The sequence below is a fragment of the Thiobacillus sp. 65-1402 genome (assembly GCF_001897685.1).
Taxonomy (GTDB): Bacteria; Pseudomonadota; Gammaproteobacteria; order Burkholderiales; family Thiobacillaceae; genus Thiobacillus.
This window is the reverse complement of record NZ_MKUG01000045.1, coordinates 1-12,551: the sequence shown is the minus strand read 5'-3', so window position 1 is coordinate 12,551 and position 12,551 is coordinate 1. Positions and strand designations below refer to the sequence as shown.

Below are 12,551 nucleotides of genomic sequence, written 5' to 3'. Positions count from 1 at the left end.
TTCTCCCTAAAAGAAGGTGATTTCCGAACTGCTCGACTGGCTGGCGCTGGCGCCGCCGTGCATCTCCCGCTGTTCGGTCGTGGTGTAGGTTTTCGACAATTCGTCCAGCCATGCCTGCGCATCGATCGGCGCGCATTGCCCGGTGTCCAGGCATTCGTTGACATGCGCTTCGAACTTGCGTATGTCGTCGCGGATATGCGAGAGAATCTGGCTCACGCGATCCTGAAACTGCAGCGAGACCAGCACATCGGAAATCTCGTCCCGGATGCCCATGCTGGCCTCGTTCAGGATGCTTGAAGACTCCGTCAAGCGGCTCGCCACGCCGTGAAAACGCTCGATCACCTGCCCGATAACCGCTTCGGAATGCGTCACCGACTCGGTATCCCGCGTCACCGACTGCTCGGACGCGGCCACGGCGGAGGCGATCGCGGCATTGACCTGTTCCGCTCCCTGGCTGATTCGCTTGCCCGTTTCAGCGGACAGCGTGGAAAGCTTGCGCACCTCGTCGGCGACCACGGCGAACCCCCGCCCTGCCTCGCCGGCACGCGCCGCTTCGATGGCGGCGTTGAGCGCGAGCAGGTTGGTCTGCATGGCAATGCTGCCGACCTCGGCCGCCATCTGCTTCAGTTCACCCGTAAACAAGGCCAGCTGATCCACCTCCCGCAGCAGGCTTTGCTTGGAAACGGTGGACTCGCGCAGCGAATCGATGATCGAGCCGAGATCCCGCTGGCTTGTCTCGAGCAGATCCACCAGGCCATCCTGCCCCTGTTTCGCGCCGTTGCCGCCCGCCGTCGATTGCGAGGCGGACACCGCCGTCTCCAGTTTTCCCACCAGGCCGGAAAAGCGCACGGCGAGCGCGGTAATCGCCTCCTCCGTCTGTGCGCGCCCCGCCTCCACCTGCAGCGACCAGATCGGCAATACGCTGGCGCATACCGTGTCGAGATGGGGGCTGCAATTGCCCGCCGCACCCCGCATGGACGTCTCGCGCGTCCGCTCAAGCATGGCGGCGCGCCTGGATTCCCTGAATCGATGTGCGATCCATCCGCACGCCGCGCCGCAGGCGAAAATCAATATCCCGAGCACCGCGAGCTCCACGCTGCCAATACCGATCGCAGCATCTGTCGTCAGGCCTTCACTCGCATTGAATTCCATACCACCTTCCACTTGTCGATATTCATGTCATGGCACCGCACGCAGAGGCGCCTGGCTATGACGCCGCACTACATTCAGCAACAGGTCGAGCTGGGCGGACAGATCGAAAAAGTGATCCGCCCCTGCTTGCAGCCAGCGTTTTCTGTATGGCTCCGACGAGTAGGAACTCATCACGATCAGGCATGCCGAAGGGCATGCATGTCTCACCCTGGCAAGTGCCTCGCAGCCACTTTCATCCGGCAGCCTGGCATCCATGACCACAATTTCCGGCTGCACGAGGCGCATGATCCGATTCGTATCCTCAGCCGCAGTGCTTTCCACGATCTCGGCGCATCCAAGGCTGGCCAGCATGGCCGCCAGGCGCTCCCGCAGCAGAGTCGATGACTCGACCAGCAGTAATTTCATTCCCTTCAGTCCCACATTAGGCCGGGCAATCCGGGCAAGCGGATACAAGCCTGACAACCATTCCGAGATTCATTATCGAAAGCGATCAGGGGGAAATGAAGTCGGCATAATCTGCTTTTGCGTCAGCAGTTGCCCACAGCGGGGTAGGAATAATCCTAGGGGACGACCGGGCAAGACTTGAACCCGGCAGCGTTTTCGCGCCGTCCTGGATGGAACGGTTCGTTGAGCCGCTTCGCCCAGTCCGGACAAAGCCGGTGCGCAGGTGTGCGGCCGGCGGCGCAGCGACGCTTGATGCGGTGCGCAGGAAAAATCTCAGCCGTCGATCAATCGATGGCGGATGGCATAGCGAACCAGGTCGGTCGATGTCTGGAGATTCAGTTTCCGCATGAGACGGAATTTGTGCGTGCTGACCGTCTTGATGCTCAGGAACAAGTCGCCCGCGATCTCGCTTATCGTCCTGCCGGAAGCGAGCATGAGGAACACCTGGAGCTCCCGCTCCGACAAGACTTCATGCGGGGTGCTGCTTTCCGGTGCATGGTCGAACACGAGTTTTTCGACCAGTGCGGCATCGATGAATTTCCCTCCGCCGGAGACCTTGCGAATGGCCCCGACGAGGATTTCCGGCTCGCTGTCCTTGGTCAGATAACCGCTGGCGCCCGCCTTGAGCGCGCGACTGGCGATCGGCCCCTCGACATGCATGCTCAATATCAGAATCGGCAAATCCGGATATTCCGCGTGCATCCATTCGATCAGTTCAACGCCCGCCAGACCCGGCATGTTCATGTCGAGCAGGACAAGATCGCAGGCAGTTCGCGCGAGCACGGCCTGAAGCTCCTTGCCTCCGCCGGCCTCGCCGACAACGCTTATGTCGGGCGCCAGCGCAAGTATCTGTTTGAGCCCGTGACGCACAATGGCATGGTCGTCGACAATGATGAGCCTGATCATCCTGGAAGCCTCGGTTGGACGGGGTGGGTCACGGTTGGGTAAACGCCGCGGTCATGCCACGGGGACGCACACGCGAATGCGCGTACCCCGTTCCGGTTCGCTGGCCAGCTCAAAATCGCCTTCCATCATCGCCACCCGCTCGCGAATGCCGACCAGGCCGAACGACTTACGGCTTGCCTCGGCATGCGGATCGAACCCCTTGCCATTGTCGCTCACTTCGAAGCAGAGCTGGCCCTCGGTCCGGGTCACAACGATTTCGACCTGGGTCGCTTCGGCATGGCGCGCGATATTGGTCAGCGACTCCTGGACGATGCGGAATACGGCGGTCGCGGTGAACTCGTCCAGGGTGATGTCGCCATCGCCCAGCACAAGTTCGCAGGGGATGCCCGCATACTCGATGAATTCCTCGACTAGCCATTCCAGTGCGGCGACGATACCGAGATCCAGCGCCCCCGGCCGCAGGCTCGACGTGACATGCCGCGCGGTCTTGATGGTGCGGTCCACCAGCTGCTTCATTGATTGCAGGCGAGCCATGAGCTGCGGGTTGGCTTCGCCGAAGCCGAGACGCGCCAGCGAAACATCCATCCGCAGCGCGGTGAGCGTTTGTCCCAGCTCGTCGTGAATTTCGCGTGCAATGCGCTTGCGCTCTTCCTCGCGCACGCTTTCAAGATGCGCGGAAAGCTCGCGCAGCATGTTTTTCGAATCGACGAGTTTTTCTTCGCTGGTTTTGCTTTCGGTAATGTTGATCGCAACGCCATCCCACATGCATACGTTTTCGCCGTGGCGGCGCGGGGTGGCGCGCAGGTTGATCCATCGCGTCTCGCCATCCGCCGTAACGATGCGCCCTTCCCAATTCCAGAACGACAGTTCTTCCTGCGACTGCGCCAGGCTGTCATGGAAGGAGCGCTCGTCGTCCGGGACGATGAAGCCGGTGAACGCGCGTCCGTTCCGCAGGATCGCTGCCGTATCCAGGCCCAGCAGCCATTTCGCTCCATTGCTGATGTAGGTGAACTGCAGTTCTTCGTCGCTGGCATGCCGGCAGCACTGGAACACCATGCCCGGCACGTTGGAGGTGATGCCGTGCAGGCGTTCCTCGCTTTCGCGCAACACCGCTTCGGCGCCTTTGAGGGTGGAAATGTCGCGCGCAATGGTCAATACCGATACCACCTTTCCCGATGCATCGCATTCCGGCACGGCTCGGGTGTGGTAGTACTTGACCACACCGCGCTTCGTCGTAAATTTGAATTCGAACATTTCCGGCTCGCCGGTGAAAAAGACCCGGCGCAAGGCATTGGTCCATATTTCCACCTCTTTGTCCGGCACCCCGAGTTCGGCATAGGTCTTGCCCAGCAGGGTTTGCCGCGACATGCCGGTGGATTTCTCGATCTCGGGATTGACATAAACACGGCGCAATTCGCTGTCGAATCGGGAAACGATGTCCGGCAGGTTCTCGGCCAGGGAGTGAAACTCGCATTCCAGACGCCGGATTTCCGCATCCGCCCGCACCTGCTCGGTGATGTCCTTGGCGACCACCACGGCCCCGGCGACGGCGCCCTCTTCGTCGTGCAGCGGCAAGGCCGAATTGCTGATGACTTTACGGCTGCCGTCGAAACACTCGATGTCGATGATTTCATCAAGAGAGGTTTCACCGCGCTCGATGGCGCGGGCAAGCGCCCACTCGTGCGCCTCGATGCGCTTGCCCGTGTCGTGCCACCAGCCCTTGTACTCGTCCAGCCGGTCGATGCCGATCCAGCGTTCGCCTGCCCAGATGCGGCTGCCGGCAGGGTTGTTCAGGATGAAATGCCCGGATGCGTCCGTCAGCCACACGCCGACCGGCAGCGCTTCCAGCACGCCGCGCAACTGCCGTCCGGTGTCGACGGCGCGCCGCACCACAAAGCGGACCCGCAGATGGATCAGCAGCGCAGCGATTATGCCGATACCCGCCATGATCGCAATCGCCCGCCACACGGCGGTGCGGATTGGCTGGTACATCTTGTCGACGTCCACTTTGCGCACCATGCCGAGACCGAGTTCCGCCACCGGCACGTAGGCGGCAACCACCATGGCTCCCCGGTAATCCGGCGCAGCGACGACGCCACGCTGCCCGTCGAGGGCGTACCACATCGGGACCGGCTCATCCTTGTAGCGCATCGGCGCCAGCAACGGACGCGGCATGAATGCAGAAGGAAGGCAAACCATGTGCTCGCTGCCGGCACGTCCGCACAGGCGCGTTTCCACCCCGCCCGCCGTATCCGACAGCGCTTCCGTAAACAGGCGCTCAAGCTCGGGCATCGGCTCCTGCACCACGATGGTTCCCTGCCCCGGCGCGGCTGGCAAACGGATTTCCAGCATCCAGCCGCGATTCCAGGTCAGCCAGGCAGGGCTCGCGCTGTCAAGGCGCAGGCGAAACCGTGGATCGGGCGGAGGCAGGCCTGCATGCAGCCTGACGGCGCCGTCGCTGCCTTCCAGCCACGCCGAGCCGCCCGAACCGGCCATCTCGCGCAGCGCGGCTGGCAGATCCGCGCGCGACGCAAGCCCGCCCGTCCGGGCATGCAGGCTGTGCAATGCCGATGACAGCACCAGCGGAAAGATGGCTGCCTGCGTCCGTACCGAGCTGGACAACTCCTCCTCCACCGTCGCCTGCATCTGCTTGCCGAGCACGGCAACGGAAGCCGCGCTGCCGAGCAACAGCGCGGCGGTGAATCCAATCAGGCCGATTGCCAGGGCTTGCCGCTCCTCGCGCGCGGCGTAAAAACGGCGAAACCAGGGGGTTTCGGCCATGGCCGCAAGATAACCGGAGACCCATATGCACAAAGCCACCATGGTGGGCAGGCTCATGACGGCATGGCGATCGAGGGTAGCCACGAACAGCAGGCCATCGAGGCTGCGATTGAGCGCGCCGCCCACTACGGCTGCCAGGATGAGCCCGGGCGCGGCCTGCAACAGGATCTGCCCGGGCAACTTGCGCGGCCGGTCGAGGGCGGCCAGCGCCAAACCCGCGCACAGCAGGGAAAAAGCGGCGAGGGGAGACATACGCCAAGGCCAGGGCAAGCTGCGTCCATCGATATTGAGCGCAATGCGCCAGAAACCGTCGGTCGGCATCCAGGCAAAAAAATATTGCCCGAGTACCGCCGCACTGATCGCTACGATGAGCCCGCCCAGCCAAGGCCTGAGACGCGGCAGCAGCAAGGCCATACCCGCCAGCAGCAGCGCGACGGAAGTATTGAGCCCCATTCCTGCCAAGATCGGTACGCGCGCGCGGACCACATCCGGCGCCGACCAGATGCCGGCAAAAACCGCCGCCATGGCAACGGCGAGCGCCATCCCCGCCATCCGGCGGACGGCGGCGCAGGCGCGACAAGGAGCGGGTTCGGTCAGGTGAGGGGGGATATCGCTCAAGGTACGACTATTCGCATGATTGTTTTCACGGTTCGGGCCACACCTTGCCCGCTTCGAAACTGTAGCGCCGCCGCAATCCTCTTGTCGCGTATCATCCAGCTATTCACTGCGGCCTATCCCATACAAGCTTTTCCAGCCGCATCTTAACTACATTTCGTTCGCATCTGGGTGCAGTCACCGGCTAGAGCCGGTGATTCCCGCACGGGAGATTCTGCATAACCATTTGTTTTAACTGGACAATATCTTGCTGGACAAGGCAATAGAAAAGCACACGCCGATGATGCAGCAGTACCTGGGCATCAAGGCGCAGCATCCCGACATGCTGCTGTTCTACCGCATGGGCGATTTTTACGAGCTGTTTTTCGACGACGCCGAGAAAGCCGCGCGACTGTTGAACATCACGCTCACCACACGCGGCGCCTCGGCCGGTGCGCCGATCAAGATGGCCGGCGTGCCCTACCACAGCGCCGAACAGTACCTGGCGCGGCTACTGAAGCTGGGCGAATCGGTGGTGATCGCCGAACAGGTGGGCGATCCGGCCGCCAGCAAGGGGCCGGTGGAACGGCAGGTGTCGCGCATCGTGACGCCGGGCACCCTGACGGATTCGGGCCTGCTGGACGAGACGCGCGACACGCTGATTCTGGCGCTCGCCCCCGGCGGCAAGCTTGATGCGGCGACGCTCGGCGTCGCCTGGCTCAACCTTGCCGCCGGCCGCTTCCAGGTCAGCGAAACCAGCCCGGCGGCCCTGCCCGCCCTGCTGGCGCGAGTGCGGCCGGCGGAAATCCTGGCGCCCGACGATTTCATGCTTGAAGGTGCCCCTTGCGCGGTGCGCCGGCTGGCGCCGTGGCAGTTCGACGCGGCGGCGGCGGAAACCCGGCTGGCGCAGCAATTCGGCAGCCGCGATCTGGCTGGCTTCGGCGTGGCCGACCTGCCGCTGGCCATCGCCGCCGCGGGCGCCCTGCTCGACTACATCCAGACCACCCAGCGCACCGCGCTGCCGCATATCCAGGCGATTCGCGCCGAGCGCGACAGCGATTACGTGCAGCTCGACGCCGCCACCCGGCGCAACCTGGAACTCACCGAAACGCTGCGCGGCGAAGCGGCGCCCACCCTGCTGTCGGTGCTCGACACCACCGCCACCGGCATGGGCACGCGACTGCTGCGGCACTGGCTGCACCACCCGCTGCGCGACCGTGACATATTGATGCGGCGGCGCGACGCCATCGGTGTGCTGGCAGCACTGCCGGAAGCCGCTGTTTCCCTCAGCCGGTTGCTGAAAGGCTGCGCCGACGTCGAACGCATCAGCGGACGCATCGCGTTGAAGAACGCACGCCCGCGCGACCTCTCCGGCCTGCGCGACACCCTGGCGCTCTTGCCCGAACTCGCCGCCGCGCTGCCCGGCGACCATGCACGCCTGTCGGCGCTGCAGGCGGCGCTCGCTGCGCGTCCCGACCTGCATGTCCTGCTCGCCCGCGCCGTCCAGCCTGAGCCCGCCAGCGTGCTGCGCGAGGGCGGCGTCATCGCCGACGGCTACGATGCCGAGCTCGACGAGTTGCGCGCGCTGACGCGCGACGCCGGCGCCTTCCTGCTGGAGCTGGAAAAACGCGAGCGCGAACGCTCCGGCATCGCCACCCTCAAGGTCGAATACAACAAGGTGCACGGCTTCTACATCGAAGTCAGCCGCGCGCAGTCGGACAAGGTCCCCGACGACTACCGCCGCCGCCAGACGCTGAAAAACGCCGAACGCTACATCACGCCGGAACTGAAAGCCTTCGAGGACAAGGCGCTGTCGGCGCAGGAGCGCGCGCTGGCGCGCGAAAAGGCGCTGTTCGACGCGCTGCTGGAATCGCTGACGCCGCACGTGCCGGACCTGCTTGCGATTGCCGCGGCGCTTGCCGAAGTCGACGTGCTGGCGAGCCAGGCCGAACGCGCCGGTGCGCTCAGGCTGTGCGCGCCCGAGTACGCCGGCGATCCGGGCATCGTCATCCGCGGCGGCCGCCATCCGGTGGTCGAGGCGCAGGTCGAGCACTTCATCCCCAACGACGCCGCACTCAACCGCAGCCGCCAGATGCTGCTGATCACCGGCCCCAACATGGGCGGCAAATCGACCTATATGCGGCAGGTGGCACTGGTGACGCTGCTGGCCTGCTGCGGCCTGTGGGTGCCCGCCAGTTCGGCGAAAATCGGCGACATCGACCAGATCTTCACCCGCATCGGCGCGTCCGACGATCTCGCCGGCGGCCGTTCGACCTTCATGGTCGAGATGACCGAAACCGCGCACATCCTGCACAACGCCAGCGCCAACAGCCTGGTGCTGCTGGACGAGATCGGCCGCGGCACCTCCACCTTCGACGGCCTGGCGCTGGCGTGGGCGGTGGCGCGCCATCTGGTCGCCGCCACCCGCGCCTTCACCCTGTTCGCCACCCACTATTTCGAACTGACCCAGCTCGCCAACGAGTTCAAGCAACTCGCCAACGTCCATCTCGACGCCAAGGAGCATGGCGCCGGCCTGGTGTTCCTGCACGCGGTGGAGGAAGGCCCGGCCTCGCAGAGCTACGGCATCCAGGTGGCGCGGCTGGCCGGGGTGCCGAGCCCGGTGATCGTGGCAGCACGGCGTCATCTGCGCGAACTCGAGGACGCCCAGCTGCAACCCGGCCCGCAGGGCGACCTGTTCGCCGCCCACCTGCCCAACGACGCACCGCCGCCGCATCCCGCGCTCGACCAGCTGCGCGAACTCGATCCCGACACGCTCACGCCGAAGGCGGCGCTGGACATGCTTTACGCCCTGAAGGCGCTGACCGACAGCGCCCCATGAAAACCCTTCGTCTCGACACTTCCGAACTCGGGCTCGACTTCAACGCCGCATTAAAGCTGGCGACAGCCATCGCCCAGCGGCAGTTGGGCGACGACACCATGTTGTTGAGCTGGTACGACCGCGAACGCGATCTCGAATCCCCTGCCGGAGTGAGCGAATGCCACGAGGGCTGCGCCACCAAGGGATCGTGGGACTATGCGAAGAACCGCGGCGCGCGGCTGGCGGTGGAATTCGATTCCGGGCGTTTCTTTTTCTGTTTTCTCTAGGCTTAGGCCGGCAGAACCCTGACCGTCTGGCCGAGGCAGCTGACCGTCTGGCCCGCCCGGATTTTCGCCGTCTTGCGGCTCTCCGGCTGGCCATCGACCGTCACCTCACCATTGGCGATCATCAGCTTGCCCTGCCCCCCGCTGTCGGCGATGCCGGCGAGCTTGAGCAGGTCGCACAGCGCGACGTGCTCGCCACGCAGCTGGAATTCCCGAGTGCCCATTTACGCCCCGCGCCGCCGCCACAGATAGCGGTAGACGAATCCCGGATAGGCGAACACCACGAACAGCGCGGCATTGACCGCGTAGAACTCCCAGTTCTGCTTGTGGACGTCGCCGAGCTTGCCTTCCAGCAGCAGCGCGATGCCGCCGACCACGAAGAACAGTACGACCAGCTCCAGCAGTTGCCAGGAAAAGGCCTTGCTGCCGGACTTGGGCCGAACGACGAAAAAGATACGCCTGGCAAGAAACGGCAGGTTGGCCGCGGCAAAGGCCAGGATCAGCAGCAGGGAGGTGGAAAAATTCACGATGGTTCCGAAAACGGGTGATACCGGAGCACAGACCCGCTCCGGCGTGATTTGGTTCAGAAAGACGCACCGATGGCGGTCACGCATATCACCATCAGCGGTTGCGGCAGGATGCCGAGCGCCAGCACGGCCAGGCCGTTGGCCGACATGATGAGACGGGCGTCGGGGCGGGCAAGGATCGGCGCAGTATCGTGCGGCGCATCGAAATACATCAGCTTGACGACGCGCAGGTAGTAGAACGCGCCGACCAGCGAGAACAGCACGGCCGCCACCGCCAGCCACACATAGCCGATCTCGACCACCGCCTGCAATACGGCGAGCTTGGCGTAGAAGCCGACGGTGGGCGGAATGCCGGCCATCGAGAACATCAAGAGCAGCATCAGGAAAGCCAGCCACGGGCTGCGCCGGTTGAGTCCCTTAAAATCGTCGAGCTGGTCGGCCTCGAAGCCGGCGCGCGACAGCAGCAGGATCATGCCGAAGCCGCCCAGGCTCATCAGCGTGTACACCAGCACGTAGAACATCGCGCTGCCGTAGCCGTTGTGCGAGCCCGCCAGGATGCCCAGCAGCATGAAGCCCATGTGCGAGATGGTCGAATAGGCGAACATGCGCTTGAGGTTGCTCTGCGCGATGGCGGCGATGTTGCCCACGGCCATCGACAGCACCGCCAGGATCACCAGCATGTCGCGCCATTCCGCCACCTGCGACTCCAGCCCCTGTCCGAGAATGCGCACCGCGAAGGCGAACGCGGCGATCTTGGGCGCGCTGCCGATGAACAGCGTCATCGCGGTCGGCGCGCCATGATAAACATCCGGCACCCACATATGGAACGGCACCGCGCCGAGCTTGAACGCCACCCCGGCGACGATGAAGACGATGCCGAATACCAGCGGAATGCGCAGGTCGGTGCCGTCGGCCAGATTCTGTGCAATATCGCCCAGCGCCAGCGAACCGGTGACGCCGTAGACCATCGACATGCCGTAGAGCAGCATGCCCGACGCCAGCGCGCCCAGCACGAAATATTTCATCGCCGCTTCGGTCGCCATGCTGGAATCGCGCCGCAGCGCGACCATTGCGTACAAGGACAAGGACAGCAGTTCGAGACCGAGATACAGGGTGAGGAAATGGCTGGCCGACACCATCACCATCATGCCCAGCAGCGCGAACAGCGCCAGCACGAAGAACTCGCCCTTGTAGAGTCCGCGCTCGCGCAGATAACCGCGCGAATACACCAGCACCGCCGCGACGGTCAGATAGAGAAACAGCTTCAGCACGTCCGCCAGCGGGTCGTCGATGAAGAGGCCGCCGAGCGCCAGCAGCGGCATGGTCGAAAAATCGCGCACGGTGAGGAAAGCCGCACCGGCCAGCGTGACGAGCGACAACACGTAGGCGATGGTGCGCTTGCCGTCATCGACGGCGGCATCGACCAGCAGGATCAGCGAGACCATCGCCAGCACGAAGATCTCGGGCAGCACGGGCGCAAATTGAATGAGGGAATCGCGCATTTCGGAACCTTAAGGCAGTTTGCTTTGGGCGACATGCGCCAACAGGTCGACTACCGACGCGTGCATCACATCGGTGAAGGGCTTGGGATAGAGGCCCATGCCGAGCACGCACAAGGCAAGCACACCGAGCAGCAGGATCTCGCGCGCATCGATGTCGCGCATCGCCTCGACCTTCGGGTTGGTGACGTTGCCGAACACCACCCGCTTGTACATCCACAGCGTGTAGGCCGCGCCGGTGATCAGCGTGGTGGCGGCGATGAGGGCATACCAGAAGTTGACCTGGGTGGCCGCCATGATGACCATGAACTCGCCGACGAAGCCGCTGGTGGCAGGCAGCCCCGCGTTGGCCATGGCGAACAGCATGAAGAAGGCGGCAAATACCGGCATCCTGCCGGCCAGGCCGCCATAGTCCTTGATCTGGCGCGAATGTAGGCGGTCGTACATGACGCCGATGCAGAGGAACAGCGCCGCCGACACGAAGCCGTGCGAGATCATCTGCACCAGCCCGCCCTCCCAGCCGAGCGGATTGAACAGGAAGAAGCCCAGGGTGACGAAGCCCATGTGCGCAATCGACGAATAGGCGATGAGCTTTTTCATGTCGGTCTGCACCAGCGCGACCAGACCGATGTAGACGACCGCGATCAGCGACAGCATGATGACGAACCAGGCGAGCTCGTGGCTGGCATCCGGCAGGATCGGCAGGATGAAGCGCAGGAAGCCGTAGGCGCCGACCTTCAGCGTGATCGCCGCCAGCACCACCGAGCCGCCGGTCGGCGCCTCGACGTGGGCATCGGGCAGCCAGGTATGCACCGGCCACATCGGCACCTTGACCCCGAACGCCAGCAGGAAGGCGAAGAACATCAGCGTCTGCGCCGTCATGCCGAGCGTGGTGGCATGCCAGGTCTGGATGTCGAAGCTGCCGCCCGACTGGAAATAGAGATAGATCATCGACACCAGCATCAGCAGCGAGCCGAGCAGGGTGTAGAGGAAGAACTTGATTGCGGCATACACGCGGTTCGGCCCGCCCCAGACGCCGACGATCAGGTACAGCGGGATCAGCATGCCTTCGAAAAAAACATAGAACAGGATGCCGTCGAGCGCCGCGAACACGCCGTTGATGAGGCCGGACATGATGAGAAAGGCGGCCATGTACTGCGCGACCCTGTCCTGGATCACCTGCCAGCCGGCGATCACCACCAGCACGGTGATGAAGCTGTTCAACAGGATCAGCGGCATCGAAATGCCGTCGACGCCGAGGTGGTAGTGGACGTTGAACGCCGGTATCCATGTCGTCTTCTCGACGAACTGCATTGCCGAGGTAGCGGTGTCGAAGCCGGTGACCAGCGGAATCGCCACGATCAGGCCCGCCAGCGCACCGCCCAGCGACAGCCAGCGGGCGAGCGGCGCGTGGCGGTCGGAACCGGTGGCGAGCACCGCCACTCCAGCCAGAATCGGCACCCAGATGACGAGAGAGAGGATCGATTGTCCGAACATGGGCATGGGATTTCAATTAGGCACGGCTAGTTGAGCCGTGCGAACCAGG

Annotated in this window: 10 protein-coding genes; 2 read left to right on the top strand and 8 right to left on the bottom strand. The window is 64.0% G+C overall.

All coding sequences use genetic code 11. From position 1 onward, the window contains the following. Positions 1-6: 6 nt before the first annotated feature. From BGO62_RS03695 to BGO62_RS03680, 4 genes are all read right to left on the bottom strand, one after another. The gene (locus BGO62_RS03695; protein ID WP_296639427.1) at positions 7-1,002 is read right to left on the bottom strand and encodes a methyl-accepting chemotaxis protein; all 996 of its coding nucleotides are present in this window, start codon (positions 1,000-1,002) and stop codon (positions 7-9) included. Between the two features lie 177 nt (positions 1,003-1,179). Continuing rightward, the gene (locus tag BGO62_RS03690) at positions 1,180-1,557 is read right to left on the bottom strand and encodes a response regulator (RefSeq protein WP_296639425.1); all 378 of its coding nucleotides are present in this window, start codon (positions 1,555-1,557) and stop codon (positions 1,180-1,182) included. A gap of 312 nt (positions 1,558-1,869) precedes the next feature. Further along, a complete protein-coding gene (locus tag BGO62_RS03685) occupies positions 1,870-2,502 on the bottom strand; it encodes a response regulator transcription factor (protein ID WP_296639423.1) in 633 nt (210 codons plus the stop codon). Positions 2,503-2,553: 51 nt separating this feature from the next. Next, on the bottom strand, positions 2,554-5,826 hold the full coding sequence (locus tag BGO62_RS03680; protein ID WP_296639422.1) for a PAS domain S-box protein: 3,273 nt from the start codon (positions 5,824-5,826) through the stop codon (positions 2,554-2,556). Between the two features lie 352 nt (positions 5,827-6,178). On the opposite strand from BGO62_RS03680, the gene mutS reads away from it, so the two are divergent. Next, positions 6,179-8,716 (top strand): DNA mismatch repair protein MutS, encoded by a 2,538-nt coding sequence (mutS, locus tag BGO62_RS03675; protein ID WP_296639462.1) that lies wholly within the window; start codon positions 6,179-6,181, stop codon positions 8,714-8,716. Further along, complete coding sequence (locus tag BGO62_RS03670; protein ID WP_296639421.1) at positions 8,713-8,982, top strand: AF1514 family protein; 270 nt, start codon at positions 8,713-8,715, stop codon at positions 8,980-8,982. The genes mutS and BGO62_RS03670 overlap by 4 nt, the downstream gene beginning before the upstream one ends. A gap of 2 nt (positions 8,983-8,984) precedes the next feature. Here BGO62_RS03670 and BGO62_RS03665 read toward each other — a convergent pair whose 3' ends face one another. The 4 genes from BGO62_RS03665 to BGO62_RS03650 are packed head-to-tail and all read right to left on the bottom strand — an operon-like array spanning position 8,985 to position 12,502. Then, entirely contained in the window at positions 8,985-9,203 is a 219-nt protein-coding gene (locus tag BGO62_RS03665; protein WP_296639419.1) for an RNA-binding S4 domain-containing protein, read from the bottom strand. After that, positions 9,204-9,506, bottom strand: a complete 303-nt coding sequence (locus tag BGO62_RS03660; RefSeq protein WP_296639417.1) for a DUF2818 family protein — start codon at positions 9,504-9,506, stop codon at positions 9,204-9,206. It lies immediately after the preceding gene. A 56-nt stretch (positions 9,507-9,562) separates the two neighbouring features. Beyond that, positions 9,563-11,008: an NADH-quinone oxidoreductase subunit NuoN gene (nuoN, locus tag BGO62_RS03655; protein ID WP_296639416.1), complete on the bottom strand. Its 1,446-nt coding sequence runs from the start codon at positions 11,006-11,008 to the stop codon at positions 9,563-9,565. A gap of 9 nt (positions 11,009-11,017) precedes the next feature. Further along, positions 11,018-12,502: an NADH-quinone oxidoreductase subunit M gene (locus BGO62_RS03650; RefSeq protein WP_296639460.1), complete on the bottom strand. Its 1,485-nt coding sequence runs from the start codon at positions 12,500-12,502 to the stop codon at positions 11,018-11,020. Positions 12,503-12,551 lie beyond the last annotated feature (49 nt).

Excerpts from the sequence above, each read along its gene's own strand:
- mutS (WP_296639462.1), top strand. The coding sequence starts at position 6,179 with ATGATGCAGCAGTACCTGGGCATCAAGGCGCAGCATCCCGACATGCTG.
- nuoN (WP_296639416.1), bottom strand. The coding sequence starts at position 11,008 with ATGCGCGATTCCCTCATTCAATTTGCGCCCGTGCTGCCCGAGATCTTC.
- BGO62_RS03690 (WP_296639425.1), bottom strand. The coding sequence starts at position 1,557 with ATGAAATTACTGCTGGTCGAGTCATCGACTCTGCTGCGGGAGCGCCTG.
- BGO62_RS03685 (WP_296639423.1), bottom strand. The coding sequence starts at position 2,502 with ATGATCAGGCTCATCATTGTCGACGACCATGCCATTGTGCGTCACGGG.
- BGO62_RS03650 (WP_296639460.1), bottom strand. The coding sequence starts at position 12,502 with ATGTTCGGACAATCGATCCTCTCTCTCGTCATCTGGGTGCCGATTCTG.
- BGO62_RS03680 (WP_296639422.1), bottom strand. The coding sequence starts at position 5,826 with ATGGCGCTCGCCGTTGCCATGGCGGCGGTTTTTGCCGGCATCTGGTCG.
- BGO62_RS03670 (WP_296639421.1), top strand. The coding sequence starts at position 8,713 with ATGAAAACCCTTCGTCTCGACACTTCCGAACTCGGGCTCGACTTCAAC.
- BGO62_RS03695 (WP_296639427.1), bottom strand. The coding sequence starts at position 1,002 with ATGCTTGAGCGGACGCGCGAGACGTCCATGCGGGGTGCGGCGGGCAAT.
- BGO62_RS03665 (WP_296639419.1), bottom strand. The coding sequence starts at position 9,203 with ATGGGCACTCGGGAATTCCAGCTGCGTGGCGAGCACGTCGCGCTGTGC.